Origin of the sequence: Oceanobacillus sp. AG, assembly GCF_009746545.1 — a bacterium.
In the GTDB taxonomy this organism is placed as follows: Bacteria; Bacillota; Bacilli; order Bacillales; family Amphibacillaceae; genus Oceanobacillus; species Oceanobacillus indicireducens.
Map to the genome: position 1 here is coordinate 102,118 of NZ_WOWT01000008.1, position 25,800 is coordinate 127,917.

Sequence of the window (25,800 nt, forward strand, 5' to 3'; positions counted from 1 at the left end):
CCACTCCCACCTTACTTTATTAATGCGTTCGGATCAATTATTAAAGCTACTTGTCCATCACCTAAAATTGTCGCTCCTGATATGGCAAATACATCTCCTAAGTAGTCCCCTAGGGATTTCAAAACAAGTTCCTGCTGACCAATCAAATGGTCGACGACAAGTCCAGTAAGTTTATCTCCTTTTTTCATTACGACTACAGCCTGCTCTTCTTCCACTGCTTCAAGTTCCGGGATTGCCAGTACTTCCTGTAAATCAAGTAATGAAACAATTTGCCCCCGGAAATCCATCACTTTTTGACCGTGGGACGTCATGATTTGCTCTTTTTGAAGCAATACGGTTTCAATAATCGATGAAAGTGGAATCGCGTATGTCTCTTCTTGGGATTTCACGAGCAAGGTTGTAATAATCGAGAGGGTTAATGGCAATTGAATGGAAAATATACTCCCCTCCCCTTGCGTCGACTCAATAGAAATCGAACCGCCAAGAGATTCTATTTTATTTTTTACAACATCAAGCCCGACACCACGACCAGATACACTGGAAACTGTTTCAGCTGTACTGAATCCGGATTCGAGAATTAATTGACATACTTCCTGTTCAGACAATTGATCCGCTTCTTGTGCTGTTATTATTCCATTATCGATAGCCTTCTTCTTAACTTTATTTAAATTAATTCCTGCACCATCATCTTCAATTTCAATAAAGACATGATTCCCACTATGGAATGCTCGCAAGACGACATTTCCTTCTTCCGCCTTCCCAGAATTTCTCCGCTCTTCTGGTCGTTCGATTCCATGGTCCACCGAATTACGAATCAAGTGAACGAGCGGGTCCCCGATCTCATCAATTACCGTTCGATCAAGCTCGGTATCCGCACCAATTATTTCCAAGTTGATCTTTTTTTCCAAATCGCGGGCAAGACCACGTACCATACGGGGAAAGCGGTTGAATACCTGTTCAACTGGTACCATGCGCATTGCTAAAATTAAGCTTTGCATATCAGATGATACTCGGTTCATATGCTCTACCGTTTCCGTTAGTTCTGGATTCTTAATCCCATCTGCTACTACATTTAACCTGCTTTGATCAATGACTACTTCTTCAAACAGATTAAGTAAGTCATCAATCCGATCTAAGTTGACACGAATCGTTTTTGCAGGCTGATGATTAGAGACTGCTGAATCCGCGTGCTCCACAGGATTGCGTTCATTCAATTCTTCTTTTACTGCAAATTCCTGTTCTTCAGCTTGGACCTCCTCTTGATGGAAACGTACCCGATTTATAACGACATTACGAATCTCTGAAACTTTTAAAATCAAAGGCTCAAAATTCTCAGGGGCTTCCTTGGAAAGAAAAATCAACTCGAAGGAATTGTCAAAATTACCTTCCTCGATATCTTCTGTCGCCGGAATTGTTTTAATGACTTCCCCTTTATCTTCCAAAGCTTCAAAGACCATGTAAGCTCGAGCGCCTTTCAAAATCGATTCATCGGAAAGCTCTACGATGATCTGATAAGCAGCAAATCCTTGCTCCTCCCCCTGTTCAATAATAGTCATCTGAAACTCATCCAGATTAACAGGGACGGTAGCAGTATCTTCAGGCTCCTCTACTTTGTTCTGTTCTGCTGTAGCTGCTGCTTCCCCTTTTTCGAAACGATCAAGGCGAGCAACTAATTCTGTGACATCCTTCTTCCCATCCTGGCCATTACTTATCGCCTCGACCATTTCCTCCAGGTATTCGATGGCGATAAAAATAATATCAATTACTTCTGTCGTAGCTTGTAATTGTTTGTTGCGAATTAAATCAAGAACATTTTCCATTTTATGTGTCAATGAAGCGATGTCTTCATAACCCATTGTTGCGGCCATCCCTTTTAATGTATGGGCAGAACGGAAGATTTCGTTCACTAATCCTTCATTTTGCGGTTCATTTTCTAATCTTAGAGTATGGTCATTAATCACTTGAAGATGTTCCCTGCTTTCATCCAGAAAGACATCTAGATATTGATTGGTTTCCATCACGTACATCCTTTCCAAAGCTCGGTTCCGTAGCCTTTTTGCAACGGCTTAGTTAATTTTAAAACGATCAATTTCCTCATTCATTGTATTTGCAATTGCTTCTAGATCTGTAGCTAAATTACTCAACATTTCCATCGAAGCAGTTTGTTCTTCTATGGATGCGGAAATTTCTTCTGTTCCTGCTGCTGTTTCTTCACTGATTGACGCGTAATTTTCCGTATTCTGAATGATTTCTTTCTGCATTTCGACAATCCTGTTCGTAAGTTCCATAATCTGTTCGGTCATTTGACTATTCTCATTCACGGATCCAGATATCGCAAGGAAGGCTTGACCTGTATCACCGACACTTTCGCTTTGCTGTTCGAATAATTCCATTGTGTTCTGCACAAGCTCAACCGATTGCTCTGTCTCCTCTTGCATTTCCTCGATGATTGCTGCAATATCTTTCAAAGCGTCCGCCGTCTCTTCAGCAAGCTTCCCTACTTCACTAGCTACAACTGCAAAGCCATGACCATGCTCTCCGGCGCGGGCGGCTTCAATTGATGCATTCAATGCAAGTAAATTCGTCTGGCTAGCGATAGTTGCAATCTTATCCACAATTGTATGGATGTTCGTGGATTTTTCATTTAATTGTTCGATCGCTGTCATCACTTGACTTGCAACTTCTGCAGTTTCAGCAGATCGTGTTGCTAGTGCTTGAATCGATTCCACACCTGTGCTGGAAAGCCGGCCCATATCTTGCGCCTGGGTATACATTTGCTCATTCTTTTCTTTAATTTCCTCAATCATCTTTGATAAGGAATGGAATGACATTGTATTCTTTTCATTTAAGTCGGCTTGATTACTCGCACCAGCGGCAATCTCTTCCATCGTTCGAGCAACTTCATTTGCGGACGCGGTATTTTCTTCTGTACTCGCCACAAGATTCTCCGCAGCATCTGCAACTTTATTCGAACTATAAGCTATTCGGTCAATCACATTCCGCATTTCACTTACCATAAAGTTGAAACTTTTACTTAACCCGCCAATTTCATCATTTCGATTAAGAACTTTCGTTGCCGTTAAATTCCCTTTTTCCACTCGTTTCATTGATTGTTGAAGGTCACGAATCGGCTTAATAATTCGACTCGCGATAATTGTTGCAGCACTAATTGCAAGGGCTAATACAACGAGCAGGGTAATAAATATCGGCAACATTACCGCACTTGCCTTATCTCGAAATTCACTTTGATTGATGACTCCTGCAATAATCCAGTTTGTTGTCGGGTTTTTGATAAAACCGATCGTTAACTCTTCTCCACCTACAGTCGTCTCAATCATACCCTGATCCCCCGCAGCGATTATCTCTTGAAAAAAAGCTTCATCTGCTATATTTTCTCCCATTTTTGATTCATCAGGATTCGTAATGTAGTTCCCAGCCTCGTCCAGAACAATTGCATACCCGTTATCTCCAATTTGAATATCATTAATCAAGCGAAACAGGGCTTGCGTATGAATGTCAATTCCAGCTACTCCCACAAGCTGATTATATTCATAAAAAGCTTTCGCGGCTGTAATTACAATATCTCCTGATAGAGCATCTTCATAAGGTTCTGTCCAAATGATTCCCCCATCTCGTTCCACCGCTTCTACATACCAACCCCGATCTTTAGGATTGATATCTTTTATCGCATCATCATGAGGAAAAATTATTATATCTTCACTGTCATCGTAGCCTGCATAAGTTGCCATCAGATCTTCACTTGCTAAACTCGACTCTTGTAAATAAGAAAATAATTCAAGGTAATCATCCCCGCCATATTTACGGATTGTTGAACTGGACGCCACGCGGGTTAAAGCGTTCTCCATATGACCAAAATACATATCAAATGTATGATTCACACTGTTCATTTGCTGTTCCACATTTTTTGATAGTTCGTCTGTTGTCGTTCGAACACTGAAGTTGTAACTGACAAAGGCGACGATACCTACAGCGAGAACGATTAGAATGACAAATGGAATCGTCAATTGCATACGGAGACCGGTCATAAATTTTTGCCGCTTATTTTTCTTCTTGGTCTGTTCCTTCTTCAATCACTTCACCCTTTTCCCTATGTATTGATTACTATGTTATGAATTTCCATAAGTCTACCTATCTTATATCGGCAGCTTTCTACATTACTTAAAAGTTCTAAGCAGATTTATATGACCAAAAAGACCTAATCCTAATTTCCTCCTACTTTTATTATTGTAGAACAGATGTAAAATTTTTTCTAGAATGTCCTTTTTATTGAAACAAATTCTATCTATACGTTAAGATTGAGGGTGGAAGGTGGAGGAATTTAAAATGGCAAATGTATTACTACTTTATATTTCCACAACTGGAAATACAGAAATGATGGCCGAGGCAATTGCCGGCTATCTTGAATATAAAAATCATGATGTAGAAATTAGAACGTTCGACTTCGATCCAATCGATGTTGATGAATTATCCGACTATGATATCGTCTTCATCGGAACCCATTCTTCTGATGATGGCGAAGTCCCCTTTGAAGCGGAAGATTTCTATGATGAACTAGATGAAGCCGAGTTTGGAAACACAGTGTTCGCTGTATTCGGTTCCGGAGATACTGCCTATGATGAATTTTGTTTGTCTGTCGATTTAATGGGCGATAAGCTTAATTTTCTTGGTGCAAAGCTTTTACCAGAACGTTTTAAAGTTGATCTGACACCATCTAACGAGGAAATTGAGAAGATTGAGCAATTTGCGGAAACCGCCGTCAAACTTGCAGAAAAAGAAAAATAGGAACTGGGACAAAACCCAGTAATTAAAGATAAGTGGTACGCGCTAGAAAATGGTGAGTATCACTTTTTTATGCACAAAAAAGACAACCTCTGATAAAGTGAAACTTCTCAGTGGGGAATTCCTTACCTCCCCACTGAATGTTAGTTGAACAGAATCGGGGATTTACGGACCCTTCACATCTTGGGCTTCCCTCCTGTTTAGAAGTGGGGGGATTACAGACCGTTAATGCGGATAAAGTGAAACTTCATTTCAACAAAAAAACAGCTGATTTTCCACTTTACAGAAAACCAGCTGTTGCTTCTTATGTTTAGGCTTCCACATCATAGCCTTGTTCTTCAATGGCTTCTTTCATGGCATCCACATTTACTTTTGATTCGTCAAAAGTAACGTCTACTTTGCCTGCTCCTAAATTAACTTCAGTTGCTGATACGCCATCTAATTTTTTTAATGCACCTTCAACAGACATTTTGCAATGACCACATGACATGCCTTGTACATTTAATGTTTTTTCCATTATTTTTCACCTCCTTTAAATGAGTCCAACTTTAAAGTTTCACTCGTTTTAAGCGAAGGGAGTTCGAAACAACACTTACTGAACTTAACGCCATGGCTGCACCAGCAATCCACGGAGCAAGTAATCCAACCGCTGCAACTGGGATTCCTGCTGTATTGTATCCAAAAGCCCAGAATAAGTTTTGGCGAATATTTCGGATGGTTGCATGACTGATTCTAATGGCTTTCGGTATGAGTAATAATTCTCCACCAAGAATCGTCAAGTCGGCCGCTTCAATCGCCACTTCTGTACCAGTTCCAATGGCAATTCCGATATCTGCAGTCACTAATGCAGGTGCGTCGTTCACACCGTCACCAACCATCGCTACTTTTTTACCCTCATCTTGAATTTCTTTGACCTTATCCGCTTTTTCTTCTGGTAATACCCCGGCAATCACTTGGTCGATTCCTACTTGTTTTGCAATAGCTTGAGCTGTTCTTTCGTTATCCCCTGTTAACATGATAACTTCTAAACCTTGTTCTTTTAACTCTCTAATTGCCTGAGGTGCTGTTTCTTTAATGGTATCAGCAACCGCAACAATTCCGCGATAAGCTCCATCAATCGCAATTAACATCGCTGTTTTACCATCCGTTTCAAATTCAACTAATTCCTCTTCATTACCTGCCATATCAATTTGATAATCATTCATTAATTTTCGGTTTCCAACGAGAACTTGTTTTCCAGAAATCTTAGCTTCAATACCATGGCCAGGTATAGCATCAAATTCATCCACTTCTACAAAGTCAATATTCTTCTCCGTTGCATAGGCCACAATGGCTCCTGCAAGTGGATGTTCTGACCCTTTTTCTGCACTAGCCAACAATTGTAGTGCTTCTTCATCACCAGTAAAGTCCGTTACTTCGGGTTTCCCTTTTGTAATTGTTCCTGTTTTGTCCATAACAATGGCATTTAACTGATGTGTTCTTTCTAAATGTTCTCCACCTTTAAACAAGATGCCACTCTCTGCTGCCCTTCCTGTCCCTACCATGATGGAAGTCGGTGTTGCTAAACCTAACGCACATGGACAGGCAATAACAAGTACAGCAATTGCTGCAACTAAGGCAGATTCAAATTGACCAGGTTGGACAAAGGATATCCATACGATAAATGTAAGAATGGCAATTCCTACAACGATTGGTACGAAATAACCAGAAATGACATCAGCCAATCGCTGAATCGGTGCTTTCGATCCTTGGGCTTCTTCCACAACTTTAACAATTGATGCCAAGGCAGTGTCTTTCCCAACCTTTGTAGCTTCCATTACAATCGAACCATTTTTGTTTATCGTTGAGCCGATTAAGCCAGCATCTATTTCTTTTTCAATTGGAATGGACTCCCCTGTAATCATCGACTCATCTACAGATGTTCTTCCCTTTACAACGATCCCGTCTACAGGTATCTTTTCTCCTGGTTTTACAACTAGTCGATCACCAACGACAACTTCATCCACTGGAATCATGATTTCCTCGCCATTTCTTATCACGCGAGCCTCTTTTGCTTGTAAATTAAGTAAAGAGGATAGTGCATTCGTTGTCTGGCTTTTTGCTCTTGCTTCTAAATATTTACCAAATAAAATTAACGTGATTAATACAGCACTCGTTTCAAAGTATAAATGCGGCATATATTCGGGGTTGCCAATGGTTTTGAATGCTTCGTATAAACTATAGAAATAAGCAGCACTCGTACCTAGCGCAACAAGCACATCCATGTTTGCTCCACCATTACGAAGGTTCTTATATGCGCCAACATAAAATTGCCAACCGATGATAAATTGAATAGGTGTTGCTAAAGCAAATTGGAACCACGGATTCATGAATATATCCGGTATCGTCATATTAAATAAATGAACTAACATGGTTACTAATAGTGGTGCAGCTAACACGGCTGAAATGATTAATTTCGTTTTCTGATGTTTTAGTTCTTTTTCTTTATGTGTTTGCTTTTCGGCTGTCTCCGCTTTAGACTTCGCATCATACCCCACATTTTTGATTTTTTCAATCAATGTTTTAACATCTGTAAGTCCTGGATTATATTCAATCGATGCAGTTTCTGTTGTTAAGTTAACTGTTGCGTACTTAACTCCCTCTTGCTTATTCAATACCTTTTCAATACGGTTCGAACATGCTGCACAGGTCATTCCAAACACATCTAATTCAGCATTTTCCATTAAAACACCATAGCCGACATTTTCAATTTTCTTCGTAATATCTTCTATCGATGTTTGATCCGGATCATATTCTACAGTTGCCTTTTCTGTCGTTAAATTAACCTGGGCATCCACACCGTCCATTTTATTTAAAGTTTTTTCAATCCGGTTGGAACATGCAGCACAAGTCATTCCTGTTACCCCAAGTGTAGCATGATTTGTTTCACTCATCATAGATCCCCTCCTTACTTCGAAAACTGTTTTAATACTCCCATCAATTCCTCTATCGTTTCTTTACCTTCCCCTTGTTTGATCGCATCACTGACACAATGGTTGATATGCCGTTCGGTGATAGCAAAACCGACATTCTTTAAGGCAGATTGAATTGCGCTTATTTGTACTAAAATATCCATACAATAGCGATCATCTTCCACCATTTTCTGTATTCCACGAACTTGACCTTCTATTCGTTTTAAACGGTTAATGACTTTTTGCTGTTCATCTTTTGTTCTTGGTTTACTTGGGTGATCATGTAAGAATTTATCCAAATGAATCACTTCCTTTTCTTTTATATTTATACTATACCCCTGCATAGTATATTTGTCAATAAAATATCTCCTATTTTGTAAAAAATCCTTGGAAATATTAAGATCAAGCTCCAAGAATAAAAACTGGAGCTTCTTTCACGCTACGTCTATTTATCCACATCAACATAAAGTTCTTATAAATACCGCCCCTAAGTAGGGGATAATTTTAAAGGGATATATCTACTCACAGAACGCCGCTGAACTTATCACGAAATGGTCCTTCACGCGCTGTGCAAGTAGAAACATCCCTTCGCTTAATTTATCACGTATTAACGGTCTGTAATACCCCCACCTCTAAACAAGAGGGAAACCCAATATGTGAAGGGGGTAAACAGTCCGTAAATACCTGATTCTGTTCAACTAACATTCACTGGGGGAGATAAGGATACCCCCAATGAAGTTTCAATTTATTCCACCGGTGAAAGTTCTGCTTCCGTTACCCATTTATGATTTTCCACTTCCTTACCAGTCTCCGCATCCGTGTAGCTCACCATATAAACGGTTGTTGGTTCTGCTGAGTCAATTGTCGCTGTGGCGCCATCCATTCCTTCCATATGATCCGCATTTAATACTACTTCATCGCCAACTTCAAATGGTTTTTCCCCAGCATTTTCAATTTCCTCATGAATAACCCATTTATGGTTCTCTACAGGTTCTCCACCAGTTGTTGTGGTGTAGGAAACGGCATAAACGGTTGTCTCAAATGCACCTGTAATGATTGCTGTGGCACCATCCATTCCTTTCATGTGATTTGCATGCATAACGGCTTGGCTTCCAACCGGATAAGTTGGATTTTCTGCAACCTCTAAATCTTCCGGAACTTCACCTGAACTTGAGTGATCCATCTCTGAATGATCCATTCCCTCTTCCATGGAATCAGACTCTCCTTCATTCAAATCCCTGTTTTCATTTGACTCACTTTCTGTGCCCGCATTATCTTTAGATGTCGTTTTATCATTTCCTGCACAAGCCGTTAAAACAAAAGCAAACATTAATGAAACAAATCCAATTAATAATTTTTTATTTTTCATTTTCCTTTCCTCCACTCGAGTGAATTTAATGTTACAACGATTAGATTCCAAAATTCAGAAAGGAGGGAATCAGCGGTTCAGCCAATATCTCCTTTCTGATTTACATAAACTATCCAACTTCTAACAGCTTGTTAATTTCCTCTTTATTCTGCTCAAATCCTGTCATGCCTTTTGTATTTCTTCTCAAGCCTAAAATGGAAGTTTCAGAAAATACAATTCCAGGAACAATCCTGCTTCCTGTTAGCTTTTTCAACTCTTTTTCTTTAGCTGGTTGTTCTTCTAAATCATATTGTTTGTGTGGAATTTGATGCTTTTTCAAGAACTTCTTTAAGTCTTGGCAATCCGAGCAAGTAGGTCTTGTGTAGATTTCCAAATGATAGTTTGCCATCTGTTAATTGACCTCCTTTCGATCATTGTGACTATGATCCATTATCTTTCCCTCCTTTTAAACTTCTGAATTTTCATGTTGGTTATTTTCCAGAGATTAATCCATATCCAGAGGAAAAAACGATTAACTAAAATGGACCTGAGTTTTTGACGCTTCTGTAACATAAATGAATTTCTTTAGGTATGTTGTATATGCTGTTGCATACCGGCAAAGGGTATATTTTTTTTAAAAAAAGAAGATCATGCTATGGAAGCACGGCCACCCTTCTTAGGCAACATCGTAGTCTTGTTCTTCAATTACTTCTGTAATATCTTTCAAGTCCACCTTTTTTGGATCAAAGGTTACGTCTACTTTCCCATCTTGCAAATGAACTTTTACAGTTTCTACTCCATTCAGTCCCGCTACACTTCCCTCAATAGAATTTACGCAATGTCCACAAGACATACCTTGTACATGAAGTGTTTTATTTGCCATTTACATTACCTCCTAATTTTTTATTCGCCATTATATTACCATACCCCCGTTATGTATTGTCAAGTAAAAAATTCATTTCATTACTTTCGAGATAATCGTCTTGAATTCTTAGTTTCTGGATCCTTTTACTCTAATCGTTCTATAACACTATGAATGGTAAAATAGTGCTGGGAGATGGAGAAAATCCCAAAAAAGATTCCAAGCAAATTTTTTATTGCTTGGAATCTTTTTATTTACGGTTTTAGCTAGTTGTATTCCAGACTCCTGTTATTTCGATAAGACTAATCTGACTTTGATTCAGAAAACGGACGGGTATCATACTTGTACCTAATCCACTGTCTACATAAATATATTTACCTGAGTTCCATTCAAAAGTCCCTTTATCAAGTTCTGGAAACACTCCTCCTCCTGGCGAAATTATTGCGCCAATGAACGGCAAGCGAACTTGACCACCATGCGTATGACCGCTTAATACGAGGTCCGCGGGAAGATTTGGGTACGTTTTAATTACATAGGGAGAGTGGGATAAAAGGATCGTATATCTTGTTTCGTTTATATGTCGGAACGCTTCATCAACATTTTCATGGTGTGTGGATGAATCATGAACGCCAACGAGGGTAAGCTGAATACCCGCAACCTCGATCTCAATATTTTCATTCCCTAAAATGGTCACGTCTCGTTTTCTTAATTTCTTCATAAACTTTCTTCTTTTTCTATTTCCCCATTCATGGTTCCCTGTGACAAAGTAAATCGGCCTGTTCATTGCAATCAGCTGATCAAGAAAAGCAAATATCTGTTTGAAATTCCTTGTTCTGCGGTCGATTAAATCTCCTGTTAAAACAATAATATCCGGTGATAAGCTATTAATTTTATGAATTAAACGTTGATGGATATTCCATGCCCTTTTATTATGCATATCGCTTAGCTGAAGAATTCGCAATGATTGATTGGCCCGGAACTTATTCGTTTTAAATGCTACCTTATTTACCTTTACATGATTCGTATCTTTCCATGCTTTTAAAGATATTAAGATCGCAAAAATCGTAAAAATTCTCCATACATATTTGAGCAAAATGTCACCCGATTCCTTAACTTCTTTTAATAACCATCGCGATTCCTTGACCGCCTCCAATACAAAGACTGACAAGTGCATATTCCTTATCGCTGTTTCTTAGTTCATAAGCCGCCGATAATGCTAGACGAGTACCGCTTACTCCAACCGGGTGTCCTAAAGCAATTGCTCCACCATTAACATTCGTTTTTTCCCTGTCGAGTCCAAGTTCCTTTTCTACGGCAAGGTATTGGGCTGCAAAAGCCTCATTCACTTCAATTAAATCGATTTTCTCAAGTGGCAATCTTGCTTTCTCTAATGCTTTCTTAATCGCCGGAACCGGTCCGATACCCATAACCGATGGATCGACCCCTGACACAGCCCAAGAAACGATTTCAGCAAGCGGCTGTAATCCATGCTCGTTTACCGCTTGTTCCGACGCAATGACAACACTTGCTGCTCCGTCATTAATCCCAGAAGCATTGGCAGCAGTTACGGTACCATCTTTCTTAAATGATGGACGTAATCCACTGATTTTCTCTACTGTCGTATCCGGTTTAATATGTTCATCCTCGATAATGGATTCATTTTTCTTCCTTAATTTGACGTCTACAGCGACAATTTCTTCACTGAAACGGCCGGACTCCCTCGCCTTTCTTGCCCGTTCGTGGGAAAGAACTGCGTATTCATCCTGTTCTGTTCGGGAAATATGATATGCTTTAGCAAGATTTTCTGCCGTTACACCCATACCAAATCCAGTATATTCATCAAATAATGTGGATAGAAGCATATCATGGAATTTTAGTTCACCAAGTTTCCCACCGCCAAACCTTTTTTCGAAATTCGAATAGGGTGCTTGGGACATATTTTCTACCCCACCAGCAAGGACGATTTCTGCATCGTTCAGTAATATTTCCTGTACACCGGAAACAATGGATTGCAGCCCGGAACCACAGAGTCGGTTCAGAATATAGGCTGGGACTTCCTTTGGTACTCCTGCTTCCAGCCCAATATGTCTTGCGATGTATGCTGCATTCGTCTCGGAATGAATAACATTCCCATAGATCACATGGTCAACATGATCTGGTGCAACATTCGATCGCTTTAGCGCTTCTATCGCTGTTACGGTTCCAAGCTCTGTTGCTGTTACACCAGCGAAAGAACCACCAAATGCTGTAAAAGCTGTTCTTGCTCCATCAATTAAATAAACTTTCTTCATGATTTTTCCCCCCCTCTTCTTTCTTTGTACTACGGATGCCAAATAAAAACAAGCAGGATCGTCAGCATACCACTGATTTTCCCGCTTGTTTCTATTTATCCATAACGAACGCTATTTCTTCCGGTTTTATTGTTTTAATATGATAAATGAAGTAGTAATGCTTGACGAGTCCTAGTGTAATCATGATGATCCGAATAAAAAGAATATCAATCATCACTACGGAGAGGATAATGAAAAAATCGGCAATAAGATTGATCCGAATTTTTTCCCATCTCGTCATGTATCTTTTAATGAAGTAGCGGTCTACATATTGTTTATAGAAAGATGTGCTCTTAAACCATCGGTCCAAACGTTCCGAGCTCTTTGTAAAACAATATGAAGCAAATAGGAAGAAAGGTCCTCCTGGCAATACTGGTAAGATTGCCCCAGCCACTCCAATCCCGAAAGAAATGAGTCCTAATATAATATAAACCCATCGTCTTAAGTTACTGATAGCTATCACCTTATTTCAAAATAACATCTCCTCCTATTTTACCATAGAATTCATCCTTCTTTATGAAATGTTTATGAAAGTTATTGTTCATCTATGAAAAATACAACCTAGTTAAAAAACAGTCATTCACCGCCCTGCCCCAACCAAACAGCAAATCACTTTCATACAGCGTAAGTATTTTGCGCGTTCTCCAGACTAGCTCTCTAATCGCCGTTCAGTTGCCCGGTGGACGGATGCGCATCCTAAGGCACAGCCGAAGCCTCGACGCACAGGACGCGCTAATGCAGACGTTGCCACATACGAGAGCGTTCTTAGTCTGTCTCGGAAGAAAAGCACTTCCTGCTCAGGTCTGGACACGTGCTTTTCCCGTAGGAGTCACCGTCCTCCGGGGCAACTGAACTAGTGAGGACGATTTTTCTAAATGGAACTTATTCAACCCCTATGAATATTGACTGCTGGAATATAGATTAGAGTTCTAAATCCGGCTTTTCCTGGGAGCAGTCCAGACACCTCGAGACTCCTGCGGGAGGATAGGCTTGGTGAGACCCCGCAGCAGGCTTGCCTGTGAGGAGGCTTACCAGCCGCCCGCGGAAAGCGAGAGGTGTCTGGACTGCGGACCTCCAGAAGAAAGTTGCACTTACGCTGTATGAAAGTAATCAGGTTCGATAGTTAAGTTCTAGAAATAAGATCGAGGCATAGATATATAAATGGGATTGAAATTTAGAAAATAAGGCAGGTGCTTATAAATGGATGATAAGCCATCAAGAAATCAAGGCTCCCATAACCAAAATAAAAAAAATGAACAATTGGATAAATTCCGTGTAAAAAACACCGGAAAACCATTGACAACCAATCAATCATTAAAGATATCCAATGATGAGGAAATATTAACAGCAGGAGAGCGGGGCCCTGGATTATTAGAGGATTTTCACTACTTTGAAAAGATGACACATTTTGTTAAAGAAAGGATACCGGAACGAGTCGTTCACGCAAGAGGCTACGGGGCACACGGGGAGTTTGAATGTTATCAATCGATGAAGCAGTTTACAAAGGCCGGGTTCTTGCAGGAAGCCGGGAAGAAGACTTCTGTATTCGTCCGCTTCTCCACTGTACAAGGTGGCAAAGATTCTTATGATACCGCAAGAGATTTACGTTGTTGGGGGACGAAATTTTATACAGAAGAGGGAAATTATGATCTGACCACAATTGCTATGCCTGTATTAATCAACCAAGATCCAATGAAATTTCCCGATGTAATCCATGCATATAAAGCCGAGCCACGTACGGATTTCCCTACAGCTTCCGGAGCACATGATAATTTCTGGGATTATGTAGCCAATAACCCAGAATCGCTGCATATGGTGCTCTGGATTATGTCTGACCGCGGCATTTTAAGGAGCTATCGTATGATGGAATCTTGGTCCATTAATACGTACCTCCTCGTTAACGAACAAGGGACAGCAACATTCGTCAGATTTGTCTGGAAACCGGTTCTTGGGGTGCATTCTTTACTGCAGGATGAGGCGTTGAAAATCGGTGGACTCGATCCAGATTTCCATCGTCGTGATCTCAGGGAAGCGATTGATCGTGGTGCATTTCCCGAATATGAATTAGGCGTTCAACTTATTCCACTGGAAGATGAATTTAAATACGACTTTGACATCCTTGATCCTTCAAAATTTTGGCCAGAGGAACTCATACCTGTTGAGCTCATTGGCAAAATGACATTAAATAAAAATGTGGACAATGAATTTGCAGAATCAGAACAAGCAGCCTTTAACCCGGCAAACGTTGTTCCTGGGATTGATTTCTCGAATGACCCTGTCTTACAAGGTAGGTTAATTGCTTATCAAACCGCCCAATACCACCGTCTAGGCTCAGCTAACTTCCAAGACCTGCCGATTAACCGACCGATCTGTCCTTTCCATAATAACCAGCGACAAGGGCATATGAGATATCGTATCGATGTCGATCAAGTAAACTATCATAAAAACTCAATAGCAAATAATACCCCATATACAACTCCCCCTGAGGAAGGCGGGTATGCGCATTATCCAACAAAAGTCGAAGGGCATGTCATCCGAAAGCGAAGTGAATCATTCAATGATTACTATTCGCAACCGAGAATTTTCTGGAATAGTCTAACTCCCGTTGAAAAACAACATACAATTGATGGTCTTAGCTATCAGGTAGGCAGTGTAAAAAGGGATTTTGTCAGACAGCAAGTTGTTGACATTCTCGTTAACGTGGATAAGGAATTAGCTAATATTATTGCAGATAATATTGGAGTAAATCGTCCTAGCGGCACCAATGTTCCTGTTTCTACCAGCTACCCTTCCCTGAGCCAGGCAAACACTCCCAAATACGCATACACGCAAAAAGTAGGTGTACTGATCGGTGATGGCTTCAATAGTAATGAAGTAAACAATGTGCTGAACACGCTCGAGCGGTATGGCGTCTTTGTTGTCATTATCAGCGAAACACTTGGTACCGTTACCGGAACTGATGGCTCAGAGCTCAAAGTAGATGAAACATTTCTTACCTCAAGTCCTTATCTTGTTGACTCACTATATGTCGTTGGAGGTAGTGCCAACAATCAAAGGAAATTCAATGCTGATGTGACAGAGTTTGTCCATGTAGCATATCGGCACTATAAACCAATTGGTGTTGCAACCACTGGAGAGAGCTTTATTCAGTCCTCAGCAGGGAATAATTTAGCAGGTGTCGTATTTGCCGCAAATAATGCCAACTTCGGTGAAGACTTTGTATCAGCAATTGCCCAGATGCGATTCTGGAATAGAAAGTAATTCTATATATAGAAAAAAAGGAAATGATTACTATACCATTTCCTTTTTTTAATGGGATGAAGTTTTTATAAAATTAGAGTCATTCTTATGATTCGTGGCGCTTTATAAAGCTAACATAAGCGTCTACTACCGATTGCAGGAATCCAATTGTATCCTGATTGGTGACTTTACCATCTTCACCAAGTAATTCGTGGACATTTGCAATATACACTTCCGGCTGTTGAACGACTGGCATATTTAAGAATGCAAGCACTTGACGAAGATGGTGATTCGCACCAAAACCACTCAAATTACTTGGAGATTGACTCACGATAAGAGCCGGTTTACCGTCCCAAACGTTCGAGCCATAAGGGCGGGACCCAACGTCTAACGCGTTCTTCAGTGCAGCTGGAATCGAGCGGTTATGTTCTGGAGTTACAAATATAACTGCATCTAGACCTTTTATCGTATTACGGAAATTAGTATACACTTCCGGGATATTTTCATCAGAATCTTGGTTATAAAGTGGCAGATCTGCAATTTCGACGAACTCTGCTTCATAGCCTGCCGGGAACAACTCGACAATATTTTTCGCAAGCTGCTCGGAGAATGAATTATTACGGATACTTCCTACTACTATACCTACTTTAGTCATCTAAATCATCCTATTCTGTTTAAATTTAATTACAACTCAATAGTAAGTTATCAAAAATAACCTGTCAATAGAATTGCCCTTTCCTTCTATTTTGCGCAATCTCGCCATTTTTATGCTCCTATATTGATCTATAAGCCTATTTGATTTCACAAGGCATTCATTATCACTTATACTGTATATATCAAAGTGATCACTTTCATTTAGCGTAAGTATGTGCAACTTACTTCTGAAGGTCCGCAGTCCAGACACCTCTCGCTTTCCGCAGGCGGCTGGTGAGCCTCCTCGTGCTGGCGCCCTGTGGGGTCTCACCTATGCCTATCCTCCTGCTGGAGTCTCGAGGTGTCTGGACTGCTCCGAGGGAAAGTCGAATCGGAGCCCTATTTATTATTCAGGAAATGCAATTTTCATTACGATGGAATAACTTCCATTCAAAATAATCATCTCCACCAGTTCAGTTGTCCGGCGATTAGAGATCTAGCCCAAGGAACGAGCAAGAATGCTTACGCTGAATGAAAGTGATTCGGAAACAATAGACGCGTTAGTTGGTTTATTAAATTCAAAAGGAGGAGTTTTTGGTGGCGATAACGCAAGCTGTGAAAGACGTATTAATACAATCGATTGAAAATAATAAAGAACATTATATACAAACGAGTCATTCCATCCATGAAAATCCGGAAATTGGGAATGAGGAATTTTTCGCTAGTGATTTACATATTAAAAACTTAATTAATGAAGGATTCACAGTTGATAAAGCTGTTGCAGGCCATGAAACTTCTTTCTACGCGGTAAAAGATAGCGGAAAACCTGGTCCTTCTGTTGCATTTCTCGCAGAATATGATGCCCTCCCAGGGATTGGTCATGCATGCGGCCATAACATTATCGGAACATCAAGTATTGCAGCTGCTATTGCGCTTTCTAAAGTGATAGCGGATACAGGCGGACGCGTAATTGTGCTTGGTACACCCGCCGAAGAAGGTGGACCGAATGGCAGCGCAAAAGGCAGCTTTGTAAAGCATGGCTACTTGAAAGATATTGATGCTGCACTTATGCTCCATCCAGGAGGTAAAACGACGCATTCCCAAGATACACTCGCTGTAGAACCTCTTGATTTTAAGTTCTACGGGAAACCGGCCCATGCGGCTACTTCCCCAGAGAAAGGAATTAATGCACTCGATGCGGTTATCCAATTGTTCAACGGTATCAGTGCATTAAGACAGCAACTCCCGCAAGACGTGCGAATTCATGGAATCATAACAGATGGCGGCGACGCTCCAAATATCATCCCTGAATATGCAGCTGCTCGCTTTTTTATCCGGGCTGAATCGTGGAAGAAAACAGAAGAGGTCGCAATTAAAGTCCGTGCGATTGCTGAAGGAGCAGCCCTTGCCACTGGTGCAAAAGTAGAAATTGAACGGTTCCAGAATGAAGTAAAAGACTTTGTCATTACTCCCCTGCTCGATAAAGTGCTTGGAGAAGAATTAACAGCAGTGGGAGAGGAAGTTGTCATTCAGGAATCTGAAGGAAAAATCTCGACAGACGCCGGTAACATTAGTCATGAGGTTCCCACTGCCCACTGCTATATAAAAATTGGGCCTGATGATCTCGTTGCCCACACGGTTGAATTCCGAGAAGCCGCTAAATCCAAGCTGGGAGACCACGCGCTCCTTACCGGTGCCAAGGCATTAGCAACAACCGGCTACCGCCTGCTCTCGAATCAGACCTTGCTCGAACAAATTAAGAATGAACACAAGAAATCTATTGCAGAGAAAAACGCGTAACATAAAGTGAAACTTCATTCAGTGGGGAATCCTTACCTCCCCCACTAAATGTTAGTTGAACAGAATCAGGGTTTTACGGACTGTATATCCCTCCTTCACATCTTGGGCTTCCCTCATGTTTAGAGGGGGGTATTACAGACCGTTAATGCGTGATAAAGTGAAACTTCATTCAGTGGGGGTTTCCTTATCTCCCCCATTGAATGTTAGTTGAACAGAATCAGGGTTTTACGGACTGTATATCCCCCACCTTCACATCTTGGGCTTCCCCCATGTTTAGATGTGAGGGGTATTACAGACCGTTAATGCATGATAACAAAAAGATGCACCCATATTGAGGTGCATCTTTTTTATCTGAATAAATCCAAAAACCGTTCCCAAAGTGATTTCTTTTCAGTCTCTGCTTCTTCTTCCTTATCTTTTTCTACTTTCTCAATCGGTTCCGTTTTTAAAACAAATTGAACTGAATTCACTTCCTCATTCTTCTCGGAAACAAATGAAACTGGTTCAAAATCAGATTTATCATATTGTGCAAGCATTTCATCAATTTCTTTTGTTACCTGTTCCGGCATATCCTTTGTCGCTTCTGCAAGTTCAGCTGTCCCATTACGAAGTTCAGAAACACCGTTTGCCAGTTCACTAGTACCGTTATTTAATTCACCAATCCCCTGATTGATTTCTGCATAGCCCGAAGCAAGTTCCCCAACACCTTCTGTATACGCAACAAGACCAGAATGGAATGCTTGGTAATTAGCAGATAACGTCGAGATGCCTGCTTGTAATTCTTTTAATCCACCTGTCGGATCCATTTTATCAAGAAAGTCACGGAATCCGTCCATCATATCTTCTATAGAGGTTGCCATCGTTTCCAGGGAAGCAGTAATTGTTTCCAATGTGCTTGTTACAGAGGTAAAGGCTTCTTTTACTTCGGCATATGTTCCTTTTACTGTCAGCGAGGCAGTATACACTTCAAGCAATTTATCTACTGTTTCCTGATTCGCATCACTTTGTTTTAACGCAATAATTTCTTCTTCGGTAATCTCATGGGCGGGAATTGCCTCTATCGCTTGATCGAGGGCTTCATACGCTCCACTGAAACCATTTTTCAAGCTGATAAGCCCTTCCTTAATCTCCCTTAGAGCCTTAGCAAACTCTTCTAAAGCAATTGTAATCTCATTAAAATCACTGCCGTCCATTCCCTCAAATTCACTTAAAGATTGGTCAATTGCGTCCAGTGCCCCCTGGATTTCATTCGAGCCACTTATTAATTCACTAGAACCGTTATTTAATGCATGAATCCCATTTTGATATTCACTAGAACCGTTCTGCAGTGCTGTTGTACCGTCATGAAGCTCTTCTGTTCCACTTTTTAATCCGAGCACGCCACGGTCAATCTCTTGAAGCGCATCAGCGAGTGTGCCGATTTCATCCGTAAACTCATCTGCATCTGGAGCATCTATTGACATGCTTTGCGGAACGGCAGCTATATCGATGCCAGACAGTTCCAAATCCGTTACATCTGCCGTCGTTGATAATACTGCTTCCTCTTCCGGCATGACAGAGTATGTTACTTGAATGTCTTTACCGGCATTGGCGAGGACTCCTTCTTCCGTTTCAACATTACTCGTCTTCTCCCCGTCCAGCGTAAAGGATATTTGCAATAAATAATTATCAAAGAAAACGGAATCGATTGCTTCATTTTCAAACGTCTCGATCAGGATTTCCAGGGTCCCATCTTTACCAGCTAGCTCCTTTGCCGTTACCTCTTCGCCGTCCAGCAAATACGTAATTTGGAATTCCCATGGAAGATTCGTATGTTCCAGCGTCCCTTGATAGAAAAACTTGCCTTCAGATGCTGTCAATTCGACCGTATCCCCAGATTGAGTAATTTCAGTTAAATCGGTAAGGTTTTTTACACTGCTGTATTTTCCATAATCTACAACTTGCCCTCCTTCGCTCACCTCCAGACTATTCACGATATAAAGTTCTTTCCCTATCCCATCAGGACTTAAGGTTGCATAAACCACTTCATCTTTACCTACTACCTGCCCCGCATTGTCCACACCGGCTTCCTCCTCTTCATTGCTGGAAGCTGCCGCGACCGGGAATGTTCCCGGCAGAACGAGGAAAATACTGAGTAAAACAATCAAGATTTTTTTCATCGCTCTTATCATCACTCCTTGAAAAAGTTTGCTTTCCATGTTGTTTTTTCAATTACCTTATCACATAACACAAGTAATGCCGGCAGGAAGATAATGACTAAGAGAAATGCTAGCAATGCCCCTCTGCCGAGCAATAATCCAATGGAAGATACAATTGGATTCGTCGATGTAAGCCAAAGTATGAAGCCGACAGTAGAAAGAATAGATGCTGAGATCAAAATGGCAAAAAACTTGTCATTCAGCGATTGTTTTATTGCCTGTAATGCCGGCATTTCCTTCCGTTTCAATGTATAATCCTCGGTCAGTAAAATCGCATAATCAATCGTGGCCGCAAGCTGTACAGTACTTACGATAAGATACCCGACGAAAACAAGTGGTGTTTCCGTAAAGTACGGAATAGCCAAGTTAATCCAAACCGATGCTTGAATCGTCAGTAACAAGACAATCGGGAAGGAAAGAGACTTGAATGCTACAATAAGTGCAAGCGCAATCGTTACAATCGTCATCACATTCACGAATGTATTATCATCTGTGACGACAGATTTAATATCATATAACGTAACACTCTCCCCGAGCATATAGAAGTCCTCATAGTAATCGCTCGTCATCTCTTCTACTGTTTCGACTAATGCGAATGCTTCATCCCCTTCATCCTCCGTTGTCGTATTTAAGATAAACCGGCTGTAATTGTCTGAATAAAACTGTTCTGTTATGTCTTCATCCAGGTATTCAGGTGGAATAGCAGCACCGACCGTCGTAACATAACTCATGATGCTTTTCACTTCATCATTTTTAAGCAAATCTTGGGCCAGCTGCTCTTCCTTCCCGATATCACCGCTCGGAACAAGCAGGACCATCTGTGTATTTTTTCCAAATTCATCCTCAATCTTCACAATATCAATACCTGCCCTTGTCTCTTCTGGTTGTTCACCAATTCCGTAAATAAAATCCGTTTGGCTCTGTGCCATAAATGCTGGCACAATAAGAAGGATCACAAGGATTAGAACTGGATATTTTAACTTCATTAAACCCTTTCCAACCCGGTTTAAGCTGGGAATAAATGGACGATGCTGTGTCCTATCAATCCATTTATAAAACATGATCGTAAACGCTGGAAGGAAGACCATAACACTAATAAAGCTAAAGACGATTCCCTTCACCAAGTTAAACCCAAGGTCAGAACCAATTTCAAAGTTCATTAAGCTTAGTGCAATAAATCCAAAAAACGTCGTCGATGCACTGGCAATAATTGCCGGAAACGAGCGCTTAATCGCAAGTTGCATTGCCTCTTTCGGATCCCCAACCTTCTCCCTGTAGTCGGAGAAACTATGCAACAGGAAGATCGCATAGTCGAGTGAGACGGCAAGCTGCAGGATCGGAGCAACCGACTGGGTTACAAAGGATATTTCTCCGATAAAGATATTCGCTCCAAGGTTAATCAGGACTGAAATACCAATTGCCATCAGGAAAAATAATGGCTCTACCCATGAAGTTGTTGAAAGGATGAGGATAATAATGATAATCGGAACGAGCAGCGCTGTTGCGTACATCGTTTCTGTGAATGCCATCTTCTGCTGGGTCGCCGTGTCCATCGCTTCACCTGCTAGCGCATGCTCTTCACCGATTATTTCATAAATTTCATCCGTAATTCGTACCTCTTCTCCATCAGCAATAACGAAGGAAAATAATGCATTATTATTTTGATAATAACTTTCCACTACATCTTGATCAGCAACTTCAATCGGGGTCTTGATATCCATAACGTCATCAAGCCAAATAACATCTGTCACCCCATCGATTGTTTCGAGTTTCTCCTTATATACGAGTGCCTCCTGTATGGATACATCATAAATCATGACATTGGCATTGGGAATTGCTCCTTCGAACTCTTCCTCCATCACTTCAATTGCTTCAGTTGATTGAGCATTATCTGGCAAATAATCAACCATATTATAATTAACGGAAACGAAAAATTGGAGGATGACACTAATCATAGCAAGACTTACAAACGTAATAACAATCGATTTTCTTTTTTCAATAATCCAAGCTGCAATCTTTATCGTATCTCACCCTTTTCTATCTGCTTACCTTTACTTTTATAATCTATCACGCTAACATTATATAAAACACAGTGTTGGTTTATCAACAAACAGTTTGATAAAATTCGTCCAATATCCAACTTCCTTTAAGAAAGTGTTGGATAATTCTAAAATAAAGGGGACAAGAAGATGACATCTGAAAAACTTGACCGAAGAAAGAAATATACACGGATGGTTTTAAAGGACAGTCTTCTCCAGCTGTTAAAGCAGAAATCCTTTTCCCAGGTTACAGTCAAAGAAATATGCGAGCGAGCTGATATTAACCGTTCAACCTTCTATGCCCACTACCGTGATCAATTCGAGCTTCTTGAAACAATTGAAGACGAAATCGTCATGGATATGCAGCAATATATGAACACGTACAACTTACAGGAAAAGGAAGACGCACTAAAGATGACGGAGAAATTGATTAGCTATTTCGCCGCCAAGCAGGAAGAGTTGATTATCCTGTTAAATGTTAGTGATGAGACGTCTTTTGAACGGAAAGTAAGAGAAGTTGCACAAGCTTCTATTCGGAGTGAATGGATCATATCTGAACAAACCGATCAACAGCTCTCTTCTTATCTGACTGCATTCATCATTAGCGGAAGTGTGTATGTACTGAAGATGTGGTTGCTCGGCGGAATGGAGGAGCCACCGCATAAAATGGCAAAGCTCATTAATAATTTAATTAACCATGGAATCTATGGGACTGATTGGGAAATGTTCCCTTGATTCAAAGCTTTTTCAGTAGGGACAGCTGAAATATTAATACAGAAAAATTTTCATTATACAACAGGTAAAACATCAATGTCAATAGATAACTTGTGTCTTTCCCTAAAAAGTGTTATAATATAGTTGTTGTAATTATACGACGATACTTTTCCAGCGCATCTTCATTGAGTTTTGAATTTGGATGCTCTCTTTTTATTTCAAAACTCACCTGCTGTTGGACAGGGAAGCATACATGCAGAAGTCGTATCGCTCGAGAAGAATGTCGTGGGCATAATCTAAAGGAGTGGAAAAATGAATCTGATTGACAAAAAGGTCATGCACAAAAGTTTCGGTAATGGTAGTATTGTTGACCAAGATGATGAGTTTGTAACAATTGATTTTGATGAGGTAACGAAGAAGTTTGTTTTTCCTGATGCCTTTGGAAAGTTTTTAAAGCTCAAAGATGATTCGGCACAAGCTACATTAAAACAAGCTATTACGAAGATTGAAGCAAAACAAGAACAACTCGAGAAAGAACGCGAAGAAGAACAAGCACAGCGAATTTTAGAACAGCAACGGATGAATGAACTTAAGAAATTACTGAAAAACCATCGACTCCATGATAAATCCCAATTAGTATTTTGGCTTGAGGATACAGAAGAAGAGCAAGCATTTACCGATTGGCAAGTATTCGCTGGTGAAATTAGAAGTGGTAAAAACGAAGGTAAACCGAACAAACCCGTGCGCCTCCATCAAAATAGTCTTGTTTTGTTAACAAAACGGGATGATAAAGAAGAAGAAAAGGAACGAAAAATTGTCGGCCTTTACATGGTAGAAGAAACATTTATCGGCAGATTGGCAGAAGATGGAATCATTCCTGCCCATTCTGAACTTAGATTAAAACTTTCCGACGAAGAAGCGGAAGACATGCTATTTTGGAATTACTATATTAATGAAAAATATCCGCACCGTATGACATGGAACACAGGAAAATATCGTTATTTCGATAACATTTGGGCAGCGCAAATCTTGAAAGATATTATTGCACTTAAGAAAGATCCGAATGAATTGCAACTTGCTGAAGAATTCTTCTTACATTTCTGCAAGATGAACCAACTCGAACCAAACGAAATTCCAGAGCCAAACGGTGCTTTAAAGTATAATTCATAATGATATCAAGAGGTTTGGCCATCTATATTAATGGCTTCACCTCTTTTTTCTTTGCCGTTTTTCTTTCACGGTTTGGGGAAAGGTAAGTTAACTACAAAAAATTTGTCAAACAGTCAAAGATAAGTAATTGCAGCGACCTTCCATTACTTTATAATGAAGGAGTAGAGTTACACTGCAATAGGTATACCATTAGAGGAGGATTCAGCAAATGAAGATGAATCGGAAAAACTTCATCATTCTACTTATCGCAACAGCAGTCATGTTCATCATCTTACTCCTACCAAATCCGGATACATTGCCTGTAGCGGGACAACGCGCTCTCGCCGTACTTGCTTTTGCCGTCATTCTCTGGATAACTGAAGCTGTAACATATCCAGTAAGCGCGGTAATGATCGTCAGTTTACTCGCACTATTCATTGGTCTATCCCCTACAATAGAAGACCCGTCGGTAACATATGGCACGAGTGAGGCGCTAAGTATGGCGATTGGCGGCTTCAGCTCCACTGCTGTATTACTTGTCGGTGGTGCTCTCGTTCTTGCCGCAGCGATGGAATTAACCGGCCTGCACCGACGCATTGCTTTATATATCTTATCGAAAGTAGGTACTCAGCCCGGTCGCCTTGTAATGGGTACAATTTTAGTAAGTTTTGTCTTGGCCTTATTTGTTCCAAGCGCTACCGCTAGAGCAGGGACACTTGTACCGATCCTCCTTGGGATTGTTGCTGCCTTTGGTCTCGCGAAAGAAAGCAAGCTTGCCGCCCTATTGATGATCACTGCCGTTCAGTCGATTTCAATTTGGAATATCGGGATTAAAACAGCAGCGGCCCAGAATATGGTCGCTTTAGGCTTTATCAAGGCTGAATATGGAATGGATATCACTTGGGGTTCATGGTTCTTATACGCTGCTCCTTGGTCCATTATCATGTCATTTGTCTTGTATATTATCATGACTCGGCTCATCAAACCTGACATTCCAGATATAACCCAGGGAAACAGTCTCCAGAAACAACTGGGCGAGTTAGGAAAAATGTCTAGTAAAGAAAAGAAACTTATCGTTATTGCACTTGCTCTGCTTATCCTCTGGTCAACGGAAGGATTGCTTCATCCATTCGACTCAACAACCATTATGATTGTCGCCGTAGCTGTCATGTTGACGCCGATTGTTGGAATCTTTGATTGGAAGGAAGTTCAACAAAAGGTACCTTGGGGAACACTGATTGTTTTTGCTACCGGTGTATCACTCGGAACCGTCCTCTTGTCAACAGAAGGAGCATCCTGGTTATCAGCGAATTCCTTTGAAGCATTGGGGCTCACTTCTATGCCGCTCGTTAGGATGATCGCATTGCTTGCTGCTTTTAATATCCTTATTCATCTTGGCTTTGCAAGTGCGACAAGTCTTGCTTCTGCATTCATTCCAATCGTTATCGCTCTTGCTGGAAGTATAGAAGCTACTAGCTTTAGCGCAATTGGACTCGTGGTCATTATGCAATTTGTCGTGAGCTTCGGATTCCTGCTCCCCGTGAACGCACCGCAAAGTATGCTTGCTTATGGAACAGGAACCTTTACGGTAAAAGATTTCCTCAAATCGGGAATAGCCTTAACCGTCATTGGCTATCTTCTCATTATTGTTTTCAGCGCCACGTATTGGCAGTGGATTGGACTACTATAAGAATTTAAAAAACAGACCGATTACCCTAGGTCTGTTTTTTTTATTT

General features: G+C 40.7%; 20 protein-coding genes. 6 read left to right on the top strand and 14 right to left on the bottom strand.

Going from position 1 to position 25,800, the window contains the following annotated elements; genetic code table 11:
* Window positions 1-11: 11 nt before the first annotated feature.
* Together GN217_RS05400 and GN217_RS05405 are read right to left on the bottom strand one after the other, a co-directional pair.
* Window positions 12-2,018, bottom strand: a complete 2,007-nt coding sequence (locus GN217_RS05400) for a chemotaxis protein CheA (RefSeq protein ID WP_156855634.1) — start codon at window positions 2,016-2,018, stop codon at window positions 12-14.
* A gap of 48 nt (window positions 2,019-2,066) precedes the next feature.
* A complete protein-coding gene (locus GN217_RS05405; RefSeq protein ID WP_156855635.1) occupies window positions 2,067-4,091 on the bottom strand; it encodes a methyl-accepting chemotaxis protein in 2,025 nt (674 codons plus the stop codon).
* A gap of 253 nt (window positions 4,092-4,344) precedes the next feature.
* Between GN217_RS05405 and GN217_RS05410 the strand changes: the two genes are divergently transcribed.
* Window positions 4,345-4,803, top strand: coding sequence for a flavodoxin domain-containing protein (locus tag GN217_RS05410; protein ID WP_156855636.1), 459 nt, complete (start codon window positions 4,345-4,347; stop codon window positions 4,801-4,803).
* Between the two features lie 307 nt (window positions 4,804-5,110).
* On the opposite strand, the gene copZ (GN217_RS05415) is transcribed toward GN217_RS05410, so the two are convergent.
* The 9 genes from copZ (GN217_RS05415) to GN217_RS05455 all read right to left on the bottom strand — a co-directional run bounded on the left by copZ (GN217_RS05415) (window position 5,111) and on the right by GN217_RS05455 (window position 12,754).
* The gene (gene copZ / locus GN217_RS05415; RefSeq protein ID WP_156855637.1) at window positions 5,111-5,317 is read right to left on the bottom strand and encodes a copper chaperone CopZ; all 207 of its coding nucleotides are present in this window, start codon (window positions 5,315-5,317) and stop codon (window positions 5,111-5,113) included.
* Between the two features lie 31 nt (window positions 5,318-5,348).
* Window positions 5,349-7,733 carry a heavy metal translocating P-type ATPase gene (locus tag GN217_RS05420; protein WP_156855678.1) on the bottom strand — a complete coding sequence of 795 codons (2,385 nt, stop codon included), beginning with the start codon at window positions 7,731-7,733 and terminating at the stop codon, window positions 5,349-5,351.
* 14 nt (window positions 7,734-7,747) lie between these two features.
* Window positions 7,748-8,050 carry a metal-sensing transcriptional repressor gene (locus tag GN217_RS05425; RefSeq protein ID WP_156855638.1) on the bottom strand — a complete coding sequence of 101 codons (303 nt, stop codon included), beginning with the start codon at window positions 8,048-8,050 and terminating at the stop codon, window positions 7,748-7,750.
* A gap of 446 nt (window positions 8,051-8,496) precedes the next feature.
* Window positions 8,497-9,120 (bottom strand): DUF1541 domain-containing protein, encoded by a 624-nt coding sequence (locus GN217_RS05430; RefSeq protein WP_156855639.1) that lies wholly within the window; start codon window positions 9,118-9,120, stop codon window positions 8,497-8,499.
* A 109-nt stretch (window positions 9,121-9,229) separates the two neighbouring features.
* Window positions 9,230-9,508 carry a glutaredoxin family protein gene (locus tag GN217_RS05435; protein WP_156855640.1) on the bottom strand — a complete coding sequence of 93 codons (279 nt, stop codon included), beginning with the start codon at window positions 9,506-9,508 and terminating at the stop codon, window positions 9,230-9,232.
* 267 nt (window positions 9,509-9,775) lie between these two features.
* Window positions 9,776-9,982 (bottom strand): copper chaperone CopZ, encoded by a 207-nt coding sequence (gene copZ / locus GN217_RS05440; RefSeq protein ID WP_156855641.1) that lies wholly within the window; start codon window positions 9,980-9,982, stop codon window positions 9,776-9,778.
* A 241-nt stretch (window positions 9,983-10,223) separates the two neighbouring features.
* The gene (locus tag GN217_RS05445; RefSeq protein WP_232334339.1) at window positions 10,224-11,114 is read right to left on the bottom strand and encodes a metallophosphoesterase; all 891 of its coding nucleotides are present in this window, start codon (window positions 11,112-11,114) and stop codon (window positions 10,224-10,226) included.
* Window positions 11,071-12,252, bottom strand: coding sequence for an acetyl-CoA C-acetyltransferase (locus GN217_RS05450; RefSeq protein ID WP_156855642.1), 1,182 nt, complete (start codon window positions 12,250-12,252; stop codon window positions 11,071-11,073). Before GN217_RS05450 ends, GN217_RS05445 begins: the two co-directional genes overlap by 44 nt.
* Window positions 12,253-12,343: 91 nt before the next feature.
* Complete coding sequence (locus GN217_RS05455; protein WP_232334340.1) at window positions 12,344-12,754, bottom strand: YbaN family protein; 411 nt, start codon at window positions 12,752-12,754, stop codon at window positions 12,344-12,346.
* A 737-nt stretch (window positions 12,755-13,491) separates the two neighbouring features.
* Between GN217_RS05455 and GN217_RS05460 the strand changes: the two genes are divergently transcribed.
* Window positions 13,492-15,552, top strand: a complete 2,061-nt coding sequence (locus GN217_RS05460) for a catalase (protein ID WP_156855643.1) — start codon at window positions 13,492-13,494, stop codon at window positions 15,550-15,552.
* Between the two features lie 85 nt (window positions 15,553-15,637).
* On the opposite strand, the gene GN217_RS05465 is transcribed toward GN217_RS05460, so the two are convergent.
* Window positions 15,638-16,186 carry an NADPH-dependent FMN reductase gene (locus tag GN217_RS05465; protein WP_156855644.1) on the bottom strand — a complete coding sequence of 183 codons (549 nt, stop codon included), beginning with the start codon at window positions 16,184-16,186 and terminating at the stop codon, window positions 15,638-15,640.
* Between the two features lie 575 nt (window positions 16,187-16,761).
* Between GN217_RS05465 and GN217_RS05470 the strand changes: the two genes are divergently transcribed.
* Entirely contained in the window at window positions 16,762-17,964 is a 1,203-nt protein-coding gene (locus GN217_RS05470) for a M20 family metallopeptidase (RefSeq protein ID WP_156855645.1), read from the top strand.
* 347 nt (window positions 17,965-18,311) lie between these two features.
* Here GN217_RS05470 and GN217_RS05475 read toward each other — a convergent pair whose 3' ends face one another.
* Both GN217_RS05475 and GN217_RS05480 read right to left on the bottom strand, forming a co-directional pair.
* Window positions 18,312-20,123, bottom strand: a complete 1,812-nt coding sequence (locus GN217_RS05475; RefSeq protein ID WP_156855646.1) for a YhgE/Pip domain-containing protein — start codon at window positions 20,121-20,123, stop codon at window positions 18,312-18,314.
* An 11-nt stretch (window positions 20,124-20,134) separates the two neighbouring features.
* A complete protein-coding gene (locus GN217_RS05480) occupies window positions 20,135-22,117 on the bottom strand; it encodes an efflux RND transporter permease subunit (protein ID WP_156855647.1) in 1,983 nt (660 codons plus the stop codon).
* 234 nt (window positions 22,118-22,351) lie between these two features.
* Here GN217_RS05480 and GN217_RS05485 point away from each other — a divergent pair, with 234 nt between their 5' ends.
* The 3 genes from GN217_RS05485 to GN217_RS05495 all read left to right on the top strand — a co-directional run bounded on the left by GN217_RS05485 (window position 22,352) and on the right by GN217_RS05495 (window position 25,754).
* Window positions 22,352-22,936, top strand: a complete 585-nt coding sequence (locus GN217_RS05485) for a TetR/AcrR family transcriptional regulator (RefSeq protein ID WP_156855648.1) — start codon at window positions 22,352-22,354, stop codon at window positions 22,934-22,936.
* A 291-nt stretch (window positions 22,937-23,227) separates the two neighbouring features.
* Complete coding sequence (locus GN217_RS05490; RefSeq protein WP_156855649.1) at window positions 23,228-24,085, top strand: malate synthase; 858 nt, start codon at window positions 23,228-23,230, stop codon at window positions 24,083-24,085.
* Between the two features lie 208 nt (window positions 24,086-24,293).
* On the top strand, window positions 24,294-25,754 hold the full coding sequence (locus GN217_RS05495; protein WP_156855650.1) for a DASS family sodium-coupled anion symporter: 1,461 nt from the start codon (window positions 24,294-24,296) through the stop codon (window positions 25,752-25,754).
* Window positions 25,755-25,800 lie beyond the last annotated feature (46 nt).